Here is a 17,870-nt window from a genome sequence, read left to right as displayed (position 1 = left end):
ATGAATAAACCGGTATAACTCGAATAACCCTTGAATAAACCGAAGAGATGACAAACTTGACTAATTATCATAGCCATTGTCTGTATTGCGACGGACGAGCCAATATGGAAGATTTCATTCGTTTTGCCATTAGTGAAGGTTTTTCTTCATACGGCATTTCCTCTCATGCTCCGCTTCCATTCTCTACTGCATGGACGATGGAGTGGGATCGGATGGATGATTATCTTTCCGAATTTTCCCGGCTTAAAGCAAAGTATGCTGATGAGATAGAATTGGCTGTCGGCCTTGAAATAGACTATCTGAATGAGGAAAGTAATCCTTCGTTGTCTCGTTTCCAAGAATTGCCTCTTGACTATCGCATCGGTTCCGTCCACATGCTGTACTCTCCGGAAGGAAAGGTGGTAGATATTGATACTCCGGCAGATCATTTTCGTGAATTGGTTGATGCGCATTTTGGTGGCGATCTTGATTTCGTTGTCCGCCTATATTATAAGAATCTGCTCCGTATGGTGGAGCTGGGTGGTTTCGACATCGTAGGTCATGCCGATAAAATGCACTATAACGCTTCCTGCTATCGTCCGGGTTTGCTTGATGAAGCATGGTATGATACGTTGGTCCGCGATTACTTTGCGGCGATTGCCGAACGCGGTTATATTGTGGAAATCAATACCAAGTCTTATCACGAACTGGGTACGTTCTATCCGAATGAACGTTATTTCTCTTTCCTAAAGGAACTGGGTATTCGGGTGCAGGTAAATAGTGATGCGCACTATCCTGAAAGAATAAATAATGCCCGCTTCGAAGGATTGTCCGCTCTGAAGAAAGCTGGCTTTACTTCTGTGGTGGAGTGGCATGGGGGGAAATGGGAAGATGTGTTATTGGTATTGGAAAGCGCAAAGACGGTTATCGGGAGTCATAGTTAACTCTCCCACAACTTGTTTGTGATATGTTACTGTTAGCTTATTTATTAATCTCATTACGTCCTCGCTTCCTGTTTTTATTTCGGTTGATAGTATCTAGCTCTTCCATAGTATTATAGAGTGGCTCTGCTAATAAATTTTTAATTGATTTAGAGTATCCCAACGCTTTTGCCAGTGCTACGTACGAAGCCAAACTAGAGTTTCTGCTACTTGAAACTAAGGTTTCTGTTGCTTGAAACTAAAGTTTCTTACGCTTGAAACTGAAGTTTCAGTGTGGGGAAACCAAATTGAAACCGACAGGTGACAGGTGATAGGTGACAGGTGTGGTGATAGGTTCTGCATAACCTGTCACCGTGCATGAAAGTGCGATGAATAAGTACTTTCGGGACTTACGGTGATAGGTGATAGAGGAAAGTGAGAAATTTATTGGATGGGAATCACCATATTCCATGATTTATTTGCATTCTCGAATCCACCGGGACCATCCATCGTTGCAAAAAAAGCATGGGTCATTTTTCCGTTTTCATCGAATAGTAGGAAAGGACGTTCCAATTGCCCCTGCTTTTCCACTTTCCCATCTTCCCATTCTACGGTGAGAGAATAGGCTTTAGGATCCTTATCGACTGTCCAATGAATGCCGTCTTTGGAGTGAGCCATCACTCCGCCACCTCTTTCTCCGGTGAATTTTGCCACATGGTCTTTGAATATGGCATGATAACCTCTTTTGTCTTTCCATAAAAACGGATCTTCCGCTTCCCCTTGACCGTCTACCTGGAAAATAGGCTGGTCATTGTTGAGTACGGTATACGGCCCTTCGATAGAAGGAGCGTATGCAATACCTAAAGACATATCGGAGTGTTTACCGTTGGGAGTATAGGCACGTCCTTTGAAAATCATCATTACCGAACCGTCCTCCTGAAGGACCGGAGAAGGATTGGAAGTCAGAAAACTATAGAACGTATTGGGTTTTGTTTTCAGTATCGGTTCATCAAAACGTTTCCAAGGACCGTATGGACTGTCGGAAACAGCCAGACCGATTCGTTTATTGGCACGTCCTACGGTGCACCAAGGGCTACTTAGAGTCAACTCGGCGTATGTAGGTTCGGCGAAAGGATGGGTAGACCCCATATAGATAAGATAATATTTACCTTTATATTTCAGTATGCGTGGGTTGTGCGTAGAACGTCCGTCCCAATATTGTGCACCGCGTGCCGGTAATGCCACATCACTGAATCTATATGGTCCTTGAGGAGTATCAGATATTGCATGTACAATTTCCGAAGCTACCATCCATCCGGGATGAAAGGGCAGGGATTTGGGAAAGCGGGATACAAACATATGATATTTTCCATCCTCGCCTTTTACGACGGAGCTTCCCCATACCCAATATCCTTCGGATTCAAAAGCCGGTGTGTGAGGAGCCTTCTTCAATTTGTGGAACAATTCGTTTTTCGATTGTTGCTTGAGTGCTACCAGATTATCTATTTTCTGTGCGAAAACTATACTAGTGGAAACAAGGGTACACATGAAACAACTGATGAAATATAAAAAACTTTTTTTCATGGCTTTTCTTTTTTCTGTGAGTGACATATCTGTTTTTCATCTGCAAATAACGGTTGTTTTTACCGGAATGAGGTGTATTATACGTACATGAATAGTACTTTCTGCGTACACTTTATTCTTCTTCGTTATCTGCATTTTCTCCTTTTCTGTATGTCTGTGGCACAACACGATACTTTTCCTTGAAACATTTACTAAACTGTCGGGGAGAGGAGAACCCTAGCCGGTCGGAAATCTCGGAAATATTGAGTTCCAGGTTTTCTTTGAGCATGATAGCAGCCCGTTTTAAGCGGATAGTTAGAATAAATTCATAGGGTGTTTGTCCGGTAATTGCTTTCAACTTGGTAAATAGTTTGGTACGGGCAATACCGGTTTCACGCGCTAGGATATCCACGTTGAACTCCACATTGTCAATATGACTTTCGATTACTTTCATAGCTCTATCAACTAACTCTTTATCCATAGCATTAGTGGCTAGTATCTGTGGAGTAGCCTGTGGTTGTTTGCTGAATTTCTCTTGTAGTATGATACGATTGTTTACCAGATTATTGCAGCGGGAAAGCAGGATATTGATATTAAACGGCTTGGTGATATAGTCATCGGCTCCCAAACGTAAACCCTCTAGGTTGTGTTCTATTGCTGTTCGTGCGGTGAGCAATACCACAGGGATATGGCAGGTTTCTATGTTTTCTTTGATTAGTTTACAAAGTTCCGTTCCCGACATTTCCGGCATTACAACATCGCTTAACACAATAGCGGGCTGTTCAGATTGTATTTTTTCCCATCCTTCACGTCCGTTGGCGGCTATGCTGACAACATAAAACGACTCGAATATCTTAACGAGCATTTCCCGTAGAGAATCGTTGTCTTCTACAATGAGTATGCGGGCCTCTTTGCTTCTCTCAATGTTTTCGTTGCTCATGACCTCCTGCTCGTTCAACAACTGTTCTTGGAGTTCCTGAAGAGGAATATTATTTTCTAAAGCCAGTTGCGATTCTTCTTGTCGTTTGCTGAACTGTTCAGGTGTAAAGTGTTCATTTCCGGTTTTGATATGAACGCTGAAAGTCGTTTCTTCTCCCGGTTCACTGTATACGTCGATAGTACCATGATGTAATTCAACAATGCCCTTAGTCAAGGATAAGCCTATCCCCGTGCCTGTGTACGATAATGACTCTATTTGATCGGTTTGATAAAAACGATTGAATACCTTATTGATATCTTCCGCAGCAATACCGGTACCGTTATCTGTTACTTCGATAATAACCTCCCGGTTACCTTTACGTACTGAAACGCTGATTTCACCTCCTTCTTTGGTGTGTTTGAATGCGTTTGATATCAAATTGTTCATAACCTTTTGTAGCTGTTTGGCGTCATACCATACATTGATGGAATCATTTGTTTTTCGGAAGTTGAAAGAAATCTGGCGTTGCAAGGCGTATTCTTGAAAAAGGAGGTAGTTTTCATAAAGGAAATCTACAATATTGTGTTCACTCACTTTAATTGTCATATACCCTTGTTCTTGTTTACGGAAGTCAAGAAGTTCGGTGATTAATTCCCGCAATTGCAGGCTGTTTTTATAAGCACCCAGTATTTTGTTGTAGACTGTCGGTGCAAATGAACGGACTTGCAGCAACATTTCCATCTGGCCGATAATCAATGTCAATGGAGTACGGAATTCATGTGAGATATTAGTGAAAAAGCGTAGCTTTGCCTGATTAAGCCGCTCTATATCCTCGGTGCGTTTTTTTTCGTATTTTAAGGATTCTTGTAGCTTGATGCGGTTGTTGTAGGTGCGGATCAGGTAATAGAGTACACCGACAATAATAATAAAATAGAACAGATATGCCCAAATGGTCAGGTAGAATGGAGGAAGTATTACAATTTCCAGCCGACTTTCCGGTATTTGTGACTGGTTGTTTTTGATACGTACCAATAGAGTGTACTTCCCGGGACTCAGATTGGTATAAGTAATGGTATTTTGCCCCCGGGTGGTAGTCCATGTCTCAGAAAAACCTTCCAAAAAATATTCCATCTCATTTTTAGCGGCGGGGATATAATTTGAAATTGCATATTCGATGCTGAACATGGATTGGCTGGATTTGAGTACAAGTTTTCGGGTTATACTCAAGTCTTCCTTTAAAATGCCGCTATCATCATCTACATTTACATCTTGCCCGTTGACAATAAGACGAAACGGAGCAATGGTATAGCCTTTAGGAATATAATTGATATCTTTTTCCTTGAAAGAAATCATGCCGTCGATTCCTCCTATAAAGATTTCTCCTTGTTGTGATTTATATAATGAACGTTCATTGATGGCAGATAGCGGAACGCCGTTTTCATGATCGTAATTTTTGAATCTCTGTGTCTGATAATCTAAGATGGAAAAACCGACATCCGTAGTAAAAAGAAGTTTGCCGGGTGATAATTCACATACATCATTCACGCAGTCGCTTGCCAGTTCATTCTTTTCTCTATCAAAGTTTATAAAGTCGTCCGTGTCATATCGGTAAAGGTCTATACCGCTTTCATTGCTGCATAGCCATAGTCTGTGCTGGCTGTCTTCGTAAATCCGGTTGATACTATTGCTGCTAAGGCCATGTTCCAGTGCATGATTATGTTTGTAGTTTGTTATCTTCTGGTTGTCAAATTGATAAGAATATACACCATTGCCACCTCCGCAAATCCATAATGTTCCGCGATGGTCGATAAATATTCCAGCGGCATACGTTATTTTATAAGGTAATGTCTGGAATAATCGTTTTACTTTGCCGGTTTCCGGATTGAAAATGCAAACTCCCGCATGGCTGGCGATTATTAACTGCTCCTTATAGGGAATAATATCTCTGATGATATTGGAAGGAAGTGACTCCGGATCATTTTCATTATGGAAATATTGAGTGAATTTCTTTGTTTTCAGATCCATCTTATTTAGTCCGCCCAGATGAGTTCCTATCCAGATAACTTCACGTAGCGGATCATAATAAAGTGCTTTCACATTGTTGTGTGAGAGACTGCCGGGTAGCTTGCTGTATCTGAACCATTCGAATTTTCTGCTTTTCGGGTCGTACTTATTTAATCCTCCGCCTTCGGTCCCTATCCATAGGTTGTGCTGACTGTCTTCCGTGATACGCCCCACGATAGGAGAGCTCAATCCTTCACTCTCTGTTTTTGCTGCTTGATATTGATGATAGATCTGACTTTCCGGATTGAAGTAATTTACTCCGCCAAAATAAGTCCCTACCCATATACTTCCTTGATGGTCACAGAGAATGCTCCAGACGGACGAATGGCTCAAGCCGTTCTCACGTTTCTGGTAACGTGTGAATGTCTGGCTGGAAGGGTGGAACATATTAAGGCCATTAAAGGTTCCTATCCATAAATTACCCTGTTTGTCTTCACTGCAACAACGGATAAAATTGGAACTGATGCTGGACGGGTTTTGCTCTTCGTGCCGGAAATTGCTGATTGTTTCTCCATTCATCATGAAAAGACCTTCTTCCCAGCTTCCGATCCAGTATTTTCCGGACGAGTCTTGAAAAATGGTTGAGATATTCCCCTTGGAAATGGGATGAGATAATTGGTGGTGGCGGTCCAAACTGAACAAACCCTGATTTTCCGTGCCGATCAAGATTTGATTGTCGTTGACGTGCAGTGCTGTAATTTTGCTTTTCTGAGGCAATTCATAATAAAGGCTGAATTGTTTGCCATCGTATATATAGATACTGTTACTGTGGGCTGCATATAATTGTTCATGATAGAACATAGCCCGTATTTCTTTTTGTATTAATGTTGTAAATGTGTCTTTTCTGATATTGAGAGCGGATATTCCTTTGGGCGTCATGAAGTAAACTTCCCCCTTTTTATTTCCGGTAATATGATTGATATTATTGTAAATTAAACTATTGGAACTGTTCTTTCGGAATTTATATACTTTAAATTCATTTCCGTTATAGAGATTGGCTCCATTTCTAGTTCCGATCCATATAAATCTCCGTTCGTCTTGGTACATCGTCATGACCGCATTATTGGAAAGTCCTTCATTGGTGGTCAGATGACCGAAGGTAATATCTTGAGCTTGTCCTTTTATGATGCAGACAATAAGAAAACAGATAAAAAGGAGGTGTCTTTTGATTATCATAGATATCAGGATACTAAAATTCGTAACGCAAATATACGTTTTTCTATTGAAATATAACTGTAGTATGAGTACATAATATATGAGCTGTAAGTACATTGCCGGTTTCTTGTGTTGTTGTACGTACAATGTATATATCTTGTATGTATGGCTCGGTAACTATTGGACAACCGCCTTTATATTTGCATCATCATTAAAAAATAAATAGAAAACGAACCGTATATGAAAGGCTCCTTTTTAACTTTTATGGGAATGATTGTCCTGATGATGACAGGATGCACTTCGAAGAACACGACTGTTGGTGATATAGTCGCTGATAACATAACGAATGCGGTATCGCAATACTCGTTAATGACAGATCAGATAGAAAAGAGCGGCCATATCTTAAATCCGAGAACATTGGATGAAAATGGTGAGGTGGTTTATGTCCCTTATGATGATTGGACAAGTGGATTTTTCCCAGGTAGTTTGTGGTATATGTATCAATTGACAGGAGATGATAAATGGGAGAAACTGGCGGAGAAGTATACTGAGGCCTTAGACTCTGTACAATATCTTACCTGGCATCATGATGTAGGATTTATGGCAGGATGCAGCTACCTTAACGGAATGCGTTTTGCAGATAAGGATTATCGTTCCGTAATCATGCAGTCGGCGCAATCGCTTTCTACTCGTTTTCGTCCGAACGCAGGTGTTATCCAGTCGTGGGATGCGGACAAAGGCTGGCAAGCGGAAAGGGGATGGAAATGTCCGGTGATTGTAGATAATATGATGAATCTGGAGTTGCTTTTTGAGGCTACACGTTTGTCCGGTGATTCTACCTATTATAATATAGCGGTCAGCCATGCCGACCGGACATTAAAAAATCACTTTCGTGCAGACTATAGTAGTTATCATGTGGTAGATTATGATCCGGAAACCGGTATGGTACGTGGCAAACAGACCGCACAAGGTTATGCGGATGAATCGGCATGGGCACGTGGACAGGCATGGGCTATTTATGGATACACCGTTTGTTATCGTTATACGAGAAAACCGGAATATTGGGAACAGGCTTCCAACATTTATGATTTCATTTTTACTAATAAGAATATGCCGTCGGACTTGATTCCGTTTTGGGATTATGATGCATTGAATATTCCTAATGAACCCCGGGATGTTTCGGCGGCCGCCATAACGGCTTCGGCTCTTTATGAATTGAGCACTTATCTGCCTAATCCTAAATATAAGAAGACTGCCGATAAGATACTTGCCGCGTTAACTACATCTGCTTATCGGGCAAAAGTAGGAGAGAACGGTCATTTTATTTTGATGCATTCCGTAGGAAGTATCCCGCATGAAGCGGAAATAGATGTTCCGTTGAATTATACGGATTATTATTTTCTGGAGGCTTTGAGCCGTAAACGTGATTTAGAGAAGAATACCAATTCAGAAACAGTTAATTAATAATTTAATCAAGTTATATTATGAAAAATGGACAATTATCGAAGCGTATTAGCTTATTGTTGCTAATGCTTTGCTCGTTCACCTTTAGCTATGCACAGATATCTGTTAGCGGCAAGGTGATAGATGAGGCTAATGAGCCTGTCATTGGAGCAAATGTGATGTTAAAAGGAGGGAAGACGGGAACGATTACAGATGTGAACGGTATGTTTAAAATCTCTGTTCCGAAACAATCTTCCGTACTTGTAGTTTCGTTTATCGGTTATGCGACTAAGGAAGTAACCGTAGGAAACAAGAAAACACTGAATATCGTATTGAAGGAAGATGGGATTACTTTGGATGAAGTGGTGGCTGTAGGATATGCTACAGTGAAAAAAAGTGATCTGACGGGATCTGTTGCCAAAGTGGATATGGGTGAACTGAACAAAAGCCAGGTTTTGTCTTTTGACCAGGCTTTAGGAGGTCGGGTAGCCGGTGTGCAAGTGGTTACCAGTGACGGACAGCCGGGCGCGGAAGCGAACATTGTGATTCGAGGTAGTAATACGATCTCTGACACGTCGGATGGTACTCCTTTGTACGTAATTGACGGATTTGCTACCGAAGACGCCAATCCGGCTGCATTGAATCCCAATGATATAGAGTCGATAGATGTATTGAAGGATGCATCCGCCACTGCTATTTATGGTGCGCGTGGAGCAAACGGAGTGATTATTATCACAACTAAACGGGGTATGGAAAGTGCTCCACGTGTTACTTATGACGGCTATATTACATATCAGGCAAAACCGGATTTCCTGAATTTGCTGGGAGGACAGGAGTTTGTCGCTTTACAGCAGGAAATACTGAGCTCTTCGGAGATGGCAAAGACTTATTACAGATATGATGAGGCATTGGGACGTAACCGGGTATTGGGAGACTATGCAAATCTTCCTTCAACTGATTGGCAAGATGAAGTGTTCCGTGCTGCTCCGATGACCAACCATCATTTGTCACTGGTAGGAGGAACGAAAAATACCAAATATAGTTCCAGCATTTCTTACTATAATCAGCAGGGAATTATAGTTAACTCGTCTTATGAGAGTTTGAAAGCACGCATGACACTTGACCAGCAGATATCTAAGAAAGTAAAGGCTGGGGTCACGTTTAATTTCTCTAATAATACCTCCAAGGGATCTGCTCCTTCGCAAGGAGGGGGAGGTTCAACTCAGTACTTCCTATATCAGGTGTTGGCCTATCGCCCTATTTTTTATTCGGATTCAGAAGATGCGGAGGATAAATTGTTGCAGGACAATCCGAATTATCCATATAATCCGGTCAAGACTATTGAGAATACCTACTCAAAAACACGTAGCCGTCAGTTGAGTATGAATGCTTATTTGAATTGGGATATTGCTAAGAACCTGACTTTCAGGGCAACGTTTGCTTATAATTGGCGTACGGACCGCAGTGAGACTTTTAATAATGCGGATACTTATTGGGGAGATCCGCGTTATTCAGCCAAACATTCAAACGGTAACTTTAGTTATCGGGAATGGGACGGTTGGTCTAATGAATATACTTTGACTTATCGGAAGAAGTTCCGGGGACATAATATTACTGCCTTGCTGGGAGGTTCATTGAACAGCCGTACGACTTCCGTGTTGGGAGCCAGTTCTTCTATGGTACCTTGGGATGCGCTTGGCTTTTGGGGAATTTCTAACGGTACGCCTGATAAGCTGAACTCTACTAACTTTGATGATAAGATGGCCTCTTATTTTGCGCGTTTCAACTATGACTGGAAATCACGTTACTTGTTGACTGCCACTATCCGTGCCGACGGAACATCTCGTTTCCCTTATCATAAGTGGGGCTATTTCCCTTCCGGTTCGTTCGGATGGCGTATTTCAGAAGAAGCATTTATGGAGCCGACTCGTAAATGGTTGTCTAACTTGAAACTGAGAGCCGGATGGGGAGCTACCGGTAATTGTAATACTTATCGTAATTATCCGTCACAGTTATTATATTCGGGAGACCAAAATTATGCGTTTAATAACTCGATAGAGAATCCGGCTATATATATTTCTCAAATGCCGAATAAAGAAATGAAATGGGAGACAACTTACCAGACAAATATAGGGCTTGATTTTGGCTTGTTCAATAATCGTATCAGTGGTGAGATTGACATTTATAATAAAGAGACTAAGGATTTGCTTCTGAATGCGGATGTTCCTTTGTCCATTGGTTTTGATAAAATACAGCAAAACATAGGAAGTATCCGTAACCGTGGGTTGGAAATATCTCTTAATACTGTAAACTTTGCCGGAGAAAGAGGACGTTTTAAATGGACTACCAATTTCAATATATCTTTCAATAAGAGCAAGATTACGGGGCTTTCAGGAGATCAGGATTTTCTGGTATCGGGCATTCAATATCCTACTATTGATAATTTGTATATTGCCCGTGTGGGACATCCGCTCTCGGAAATGTATGGTTATGTGTATGATGGCGTTTATCAGTATGAAGATTTCAATGAAGTGTCTCCGGGAGTCTTTGTTTTGAAAAATGGTATCCCTAATAATACACAGGAACGTAATACGATACAGCCGGGAGATATGAAGCTGCGTGATATTAATGGAGATGGTAAGGTGACGGCGGAAGACCAGACTGTGATCGGACATGGTTTGCCTATCCATACCGGAGGTTTTACAAATAACTTCTCTTATAAGGGATTTGATTTAAGCATATTCTTTCAATGGTCGTACGGTAATGATGTGATTAACTATAACCGTGCCAAACTGGAGGATTTGCGCGGACAGCATACTAATCAACTGGCTTCGGCTATGAATCACTGGACGCCTAGAGTGGATAATGGTGATGGAACATATACGGAGGGTAATTATACCAATTATTTGTGTGCGGTCAATCGTAATCTTACCAATCTGAATACTAGCCGGGTGGTGGAAGATGCGTCTTTCCTACGCCTGAAGAATGTACAATTGGGGTATAATTTTCCGGTGAAACTGATCAAACGTATAGGAATTAGCTCATTACGGTTATATGTCAGTGGGCAGAATCTATGGACTTGGACTAAATACACCGGATATGATCCGGAAGTATCTACTCGTAACTCTGCTTTGACGCGTGGGTTTGATTATTCTGCTTATCCGAAAACTACGTCTTATACGTTCGGCATAAAGCTTGGTTTGTAAAATAATAGATAGTAAAAATGAACATTATGAAAAATATAATTTATATAGCCGGTTTGGCAATGTTGACCTTTTCATCCTGTGATTTTCTGGAAACGGATATATACGGTAGTTTGGATGAGAAGAACCTTTACCATGATGAAGTCAGTTGTATGGCAGGACTGACAGGTATTTACGATAAACTCGGTGCGGAAGGAACTTATGCCTGCAATCTTTGGGGAGACCTGGACGCCGGAACGGATATATTGGTCTACAACCGTGAGTATGGCAAGGATTACATACAAGTGTCCAATTATAATTTTAATAATACCGATTCTAAAATAGAGCGTGCATGGCAGGATTTATATGAAGGAATCAATCGTGCCAACGATTATATTGCCGCTATTTCTATTCGTACGGATGAAGAGTGTGGTGGAGAGCAAATGAAGTCTATGTTTATTGGTGAAGCAAAAGCATTGAGAGCTCTTTTCTATATGAATCTGGTCGCTTTTTGGGGAGATGTGCCGTTGCGGCTTGAAGTTGTGCGTGATTTATCTCATCAGCAACTGAAAAAGTCTTCGCAAACGGAAATTTATAAGCAAATCATTCAAGATTTGCTGGATGCGGAGAAGGTATGCCGTCCTGCTGATGAATTGAATGCTCCGGGACGTATCTCGAAGACTACCGTACAAGCTTTATTGGCACGTGCTTATATGTGGCAGGCCGGTTATCCGGTAGAAGCTGATACTTGGGAGGAGGCTTTGACATGGGCACGTGAGGTAAAGAAAAGCAATTTGCATCAACTTTATAAGGAGGAAGATGGTGTGAACGGTTACCGGGCTATGTTTATCAATATGTGTTCGAATAAGTATGATTTGACTTACCGGGAAAGTATGTTTGAAGTGGAATTCTATGGCAACGGGCTGGATAAAACGAACGAAACCGGACGTGTCGGTTTGTATTTGGGAATCAGTCAGGGGAATCTGACCGATCCGGACTATCCTTTTGCTTATGCCTGGTATGATGGTACACGAATCCTTTTCAAGATGTATGAAGAGAAGGATACGCGTAAATGGTGGAATTTCGGTGATTATAAATATGAAACGGTAAATAATAAGGTAAGGAAAGTGATGTACACTGAACAAGAAAAGAAGAATAAGACAGATGGTAATCCGGGAAAATGGAGGGCGGAATATGATCCTATCCGTCCGTGGGCACGTAATTGTTCTTCCATCAATTTTCCTATCATGCGTTATGCGGATGTCTTATTGATGATTGCCGAGTGTGCCAATGAATTTGAAGGAGGACCTACACAAGAGGCTATTGATGCAGTGAATGAGGTGCGTAGTCGTGCCGGAGTGGATAAAGTCAGTTTAAGTGATTTCTCAGGACAAGAAGAGTTCAGGGAGTTCATTCGCGAGGAGCGTACTAGAGAGCTTTGTTTTGAAGTACCACGCCACATGGAGTTGCGCCGATGGGGAAAACAGTATTATCTTGACCGTATCCGGATGTTGAAAGATCAGTCTATAGATGAGCATGGGAGTACAATCGGTTATAGTCTGTCCAGTGTGAAGGCGGTGCCGGGTATCAATATTGCGGACAAACATTTGTATCTGCCTATACCGCAGGCTGAATTGAATACAAATCCCACTTGTGGGCAGAATGAAAACTGGTAATATAAACTTTGTAACAGAATGAAACTATGAATAAGAGATTTTTATATTCGTTGTTATTAATGGCAGGGGGACTGTTCGTCTCCTGTGATCCCGATAAGGTGGATGATATTGATTTTGATGTGAATCTTCGTAATAATGCACAGGAAGTATATGTTGGAGATGAAGTAGTCTTTGATTTTAGTGGAAATCCGGATTATATTGTTTTCTATTCGGGTGAAGATGGGAAAAAATATGCCAATAAAGATCGTTTGAAGGTGGAAGTGGAATCTATGAAACTGTCTTATACCATTAAACAGCAATATACCGAGCCTCCATATCAAAACAGGGCTAGTATACATATTTATATTTCTGAGAATTTTAATGGAGCTTATACAGCCGATGGAATTAATAAAGCTACTTGGGTAGAATTGTCTGGTACGGAAGAAGGACAGTTGAAAGTGCCTACATGTACCGGCAGCAATGTACGTACTGAAACCGTTTCGGATGAGGCTGATTTTTCTACTTATAAAGATAAAAAGTTTTTTCTGGCATTCCGTTATGAAACTCCGGAAGCTCCTGAACTGAATAAAGACCAGCCCCGTATAGATGTTCAGCCTCTGACTTTGGTAAAGGAAGTGGAAGGTAGCATTATTACAATGACGAATCCTTCTAAAGAGTTTGGTTTCAATTATGTTTATTTGAAGGGGAAGACACAGAAGAATTATGGTGCGGATGACTCAAAGCTATTGTTCCAACCCAAAGAAACGCAAAATGAAGAGATTGACGTGTGGGCTATTAGTCAGCAGATGGATGCGGCATCAGTTGCTCCCGACCAAGGCGAACCGATTAAAGCTTTGGATATGAAATCGCCTTCTTATAGTTATACATATAAGTCTCCGGGTGAGTATACGGTTACGTTTGTGGCTTCGAACACGAATATGTGGAATTCTGAGAGTGCTGTAAAAGAGATGAAAATAACAGTAAAGGAAAGAGTGAAATGATGAAAAAGAGATGTTTATATGTCATCGTGTCTTTTTGGATTGCATTGTCTGCTTCCGCGCAGAATGCCGAAAGAATTTGGGCATTCGACAATTATCATCGTTATTATGAGGAAGGACAGCAGATTAAAGACAGCAAGAAAGAAAAGGCCATAAAGGAATATCGTGAATATTATTCCGGACATGGATACCGGGCTTATTCATTGCCCAAGAACCTGTTGGTTTCTGAAATTCTGAATAAATGGGAGGATAACGGGATATTTACAGATTTGGCGGAAACGGAAAAGGGGATCATGGAGAGTAAAAACCAGGAAAAGATAGGCCTTTTTCTTACGGAAGCATTCAATCGTATATGGAAAATTGCAGAAGAATTCCGCGCAGACCGTATGGGAGTTTCTTTGGATAAAGAAGTTTTCAAAAAATGTCAGAAAGCCATATTGTATTATGGGAATTTGGAAGTGAGCCGAAGTAACCGCGTACATCGTTTCCATGCGTCTTGTTTTGCCATTCCTACTGCCGCTGTAAATACTTATTTCTGTTTCTTTAAGCAAATGGAGGCTGTGGAAAAAGGAAAAAGTAAGGATGCAGAGTTGATAGCGGCCTGTGATATGTTGAAAGTATTAGGACTACAAGCATGGACACAGCCGTTACGAGATGATGAGACGGATAAGAATGTGGTTAGTATCAATCGTTTCCGTAATCATGTGTGGTGGGTAGGTGGAAATGCGCTGGCTTATCGTTCTTTACTTCCTGTTGCAGTAATGTATAAATCTATTCCGATGATTGATGTTTTGGGTGAGGTGGCACAGAGAGGAATCGACTACACATCTCAGAATACATATAAGGATGCATTTTGGACTGAAGGTTGTACGGCGGATGGTGCCGGATGGGGGCATGGTATGCAGTGTCTCGTTTGGGGGTATCCGATTGATGGAAATATTTATGCGCTTGACGTGCTCACAGCGTTGAAAAATACTCCGTGGGAGCGTAAGTTGAGTAAACAGAATGTGGAGACCTTATTTAATTTCTTCCGTGGAAGCAGTTGGTTCTACTATAAAGGCTATACATTACCTTATTTGGATCGTGCTACAGCACAATATAATCCGGTGGGCAAAGATATACGTACTTTATTGATGGTCCGTAAGTTATTGAAGGATTGGCTTGATTCCTTTGACAGTAAGCAACGTGAGGAACTGAGAAATTTTCAAAAGGATGCGGAAAAACATCAATTGAAAATGAATGGATATGCAGATGGATTGTATAATGGTACCCGTTGGTTTTTTAATAATGACAAGTTGATAAAGAAGAACGAACGCTATCATATTCTGGTGAATATGGCTTCTGTCCGTTGTGACGGTTTGGAGAGTGCAATCAACTTCGCTGATGAATATAATTTTTATCCGACGGATGGTATGACTCTATTTCAGAGGAAAGGAAATGAATATACAACGGTTATAGGGGCATGGGATGTGACGGCAACTCCCGGAGTCACAGCTCGTGAAGGCATGGACAAACTTGTGCCGACAACTAACTGGCGTGGATATTGTAGCAAGCATAACTTTGCCGGGGCGGCTACTAGTGGTGGTGTGAATGCTGTGGCGGGGTATCTTTTTGAAAAGATGAATGCTGCAGAAAAAGAAGGGGTCAATGATAAGGGAAGTTCTGCGAAGAATGAGGTTCTTTATGGTGTGAAAGCTTATAAATCATATTTCATGTTTGGTGATTATATGTTGGCACTGGGAGCCGGTATCACTAATCAACATCCTCAATTGGAAGGAAATATTCGTACTACAATTGATCAGACTTTGCATGAGAGCCAGGTAGTGGCTATGCAAAACGGAAAGCAGATTCCGGTAGGTAAGGGGAAATGGTCGTTTTTTGTCGGAGGCAAGTCGGTATGGGTAATGCAGCAAGGTAAGTTTGCTTATACGGTGTTGCCGGAGTATACCAAGAATGCCTCTTTTATGTATGAGACAAAAAAGACGGAATGGGCGAAACGCAACCGTTCGAACAGTAATAAAAAGGATTTGCCGACACAAGTGAATATTCTTCATTTATGGGTAGATCATTCCCAAACTCCGGTTGATGATACTTATGGTTATGTAGTCTATGCCGGTGATGGAGTGCCTGCTACGGAATTACCATTTGAGGTTCTTCGCAATGATACATTGGTTCAGGCTGCCGGAACTAAAGACGGTAATACGCTAGGAACTGTTTTTTATCAGGCAGGGGCAACTTTGAAAGTAAATGATGCGGAACTTATGGTGTCTGCCCCATGTACGGTATTGATTGAGAAGGATGGGGTAGGAGGACGGATTTCCGTAACTGACGCTACAATGAATCCGGATTTGAAAGAAATAATAGTGACTTACAATGGTAAACGTATTCCGATACAAATGCCTCAAGGGGCTTTCTGTGGGAAGACAGTGACTGTGAATTTATAAATTAACGAAAATAAATGAGATACAATATGAAAAACTATTTGTTTAATGTCGTAATGCTATCAACAATGGCATTAGTACTCGGTGCCTGTAGCGATGATAATTCAGGAGACGAACAAGTATCACAAACACCGATAGTATTAATGGGAAAAGCATATTCTTTCAATCCGGAAGATGCCGGAGAACAGTGGAAATCGGGAAAAACAGTCGGTATTTATATGTTGAAAGAGAATACGGTAGAGTGTATTGAACCCTATTGTAATGTGAAATATCAGACAACAGTAATGCCGGAAGGATATTTCACTCCGGCTGTTATGGAGGATGTGATATATTATCCGGAAGATGGCAGTAAAGTGGATATTATTGCTTATTATCCACGTAAAGACAATTTGACGGATAATCTTTATCCGATGAATGTTGCTAACCAGAAGACCAGTTCCAATTTCAGTTTTCTTTATGCAGGTAATGGTAAAGGATTAAGTAAGGATAACAAAAAGACAACGTTACAGCTTCGCCCCGTTTTATCTCAGATTGTGTTTCAATTAAAAGCTGGAGATGGGGTAAAAGATGAGTATTTGACTGAATCTGTCATTAAGGTATCAGGGATGAAAACGAAAGCGGAATTCAATCTGTTGTCCGGGACATTTGAACCGGCAACAGAAGTGAAGACGATAGAGTTTGTGACTTTGACGGATGAGAATGGAGCGTCTGCACAAGTGCTTCCTGCTGCTTCTACCGAAGGATATGAAGCGGAAATTAAATTGCCTAATATGAACCGTACGTTTAACTGGAATCTATCGGAAGGTACAGACTTATTAAAACAGGGAATGCGGTATATTTGTACGGTGAGGGTTGATTTGGATAAAATAGAAGTGAAGACGGAAAGTGAACCGATAGAAGATTGGGAATCGGGAAGTACGAATGAAGGAAGTGCGGCTGAAAATTGGATACAAAATTCTATTGAAGAATTGCCGGTGGGAGACGTTGGAAAAAGTGCTGACCCGATGAAAGAAGCTGAAGGAACGTGGTGGTTTCAGACTAAAGGAGGAGGGACTGCTGTCGTTGAATATGATGAAATAAAGGGTAGGAACGTAATTCATGGAAATAGTTTTGGCGCAGGTGCAGGAAGCTGGTATGGGCAGGTGGTAACTTATCGTATGAAGAATGCTAACCCCCAAGTATATTCATTGCAATTTAATGCAAAAGGTACAAAGGGCAAAAAAGTGAGATGCTACATTAAGACTAATGATGCTACGACTGGAGGACGTACTCCTAATGTTTTTATGGCAAATGATAAAATTCCAGGAGATAAACCTTATGCCGGATATGTTGAGTTTACTCTTTCTGATATTTATGGAGCTTATTCATTAGATTTTAATTTTTCTAAACTATTAAAAGACCCTTACTCTTATACAGAGGAACATATCTATGAATCAACTCCGAAAGCTTTAGCTGATTTTTACATAGGATTTTACCCGACAACTGGGGGCGTTGAATTCTATTTGGATGATGTTGTGCTTAAAAAGAAAAACTAACCATAATTAAAACAAT

The 17,870-nt window shown here is 41.1% G+C and carries 9 protein-coding genes; 7 read left to right on the top strand and 2 right to left on the bottom strand.

The genetic code is table 11. The features are described 5' to 3' along the window. Positions 1–47 precede the first annotated feature (47 nt). Positions 48–923, top strand: a complete 876-nt coding sequence (locus tag GD630_RS09175; RefSeq protein ID WP_143866441.1) for a histidinol-phosphatase — start codon at positions 48–50, stop codon at positions 921–923. 420 nt (positions 924–1,343) lie between these two features. Here GD630_RS09175 and GD630_RS09170 read toward each other — a convergent pair whose 3' ends face one another. Together GD630_RS09170 and GD630_RS09165 are read right to left on the bottom strand one after the other, a co-directional pair. Beyond that, positions 1,344–2,447 carry a glycoside hydrolase family protein gene (locus GD630_RS09170; protein ID WP_143866599.1) on the bottom strand — a complete coding sequence of 368 codons (1,104 nt, stop codon included), beginning with the start codon at positions 2,445–2,447 and terminating at the stop codon, positions 1,344–1,346. A gap of 148 nt (positions 2,448–2,595) precedes the next feature. Beyond that, entirely contained in the window at positions 2,596–6,618 is a 4,023-nt protein-coding gene (locus GD630_RS09165; RefSeq protein WP_143866597.1) for a hybrid sensor histidine kinase/response regulator transcription factor, read from the bottom strand. 252 nt (positions 6,619–6,870) lie between these two features. Here GD630_RS09165 and GD630_RS09160 point away from each other — a divergent pair, with 252 nt between their 5' ends. From GD630_RS09160 to GD630_RS09135, 6 genes are read left to right on the top strand one after another with little or no spacing between them, the layout of a single operon-like run. Further along, positions 6,871–8,064 carry a glycoside hydrolase family 88 protein gene (locus GD630_RS09160; protein WP_394368256.1) on the top strand — a complete coding sequence of 398 codons (1,194 nt, stop codon included), beginning with the start codon at positions 6,871–6,873 and terminating at the stop codon, positions 8,062–8,064. Positions 8,065–8,084: 20 nt separating this feature from the next. Continuing rightward, positions 8,085–11,249, top strand: coding sequence for a SusC/RagA family TonB-linked outer membrane protein (locus GD630_RS09155; protein WP_143866436.1), 3,165 nt, complete (start codon positions 8,085–8,087; stop codon positions 11,247–11,249). A 26-nt stretch (positions 11,250–11,275) separates the two neighbouring features. Then, the gene (locus GD630_RS09150) at positions 11,276–12,901 is read left to right on the top strand and encodes a RagB/SusD family nutrient uptake outer membrane protein (RefSeq protein ID WP_143866434.1); all 1,626 of its coding nucleotides are present in this window, start codon (positions 11,276–11,278) and stop codon (positions 12,899–12,901) included. A gap of 26 nt (positions 12,902–12,927) precedes the next feature. Then, the gene (locus tag GD630_RS09145) at positions 12,928–13,881 is read left to right on the top strand and encodes a DUF5017 domain-containing protein (protein ID WP_143866431.1); all 954 of its coding nucleotides are present in this window, start codon (positions 12,928–12,930) and stop codon (positions 13,879–13,881) included. Further along, positions 13,878–16,322, top strand: a complete 2,445-nt coding sequence (locus GD630_RS09140; protein ID WP_238482978.1) for a polysaccharide lyase family 8 super-sandwich domain-containing protein — start codon at positions 13,878–13,880, stop codon at positions 16,320–16,322. Before GD630_RS09145 ends, GD630_RS09140 begins: the two co-directional genes overlap by 4 nt. A gap of 26 nt (positions 16,323–16,348) precedes the next feature. Next, positions 16,349–17,854, top strand: a complete 1,506-nt coding sequence (locus tag GD630_RS09135) for a fimbrillin family protein (protein ID WP_182505743.1) — start codon at positions 16,349–16,351, stop codon at positions 17,852–17,854. The last annotated feature ends 16 nt before the right edge of the window (positions 17,855–17,870 follow it).

Source organism: Bacteroides zhangwenhongii (assembly GCF_009193325.2).
Lineage (GTDB): Bacteria > Bacteroidota > Bacteroidia > Bacteroidales > Bacteroidaceae > Bacteroides > Bacteroides zhangwenhongii.
Note: the sequence above shows the minus strand (reverse complement) of the source record. Positions and strands in the feature narration are given on the sequence as shown.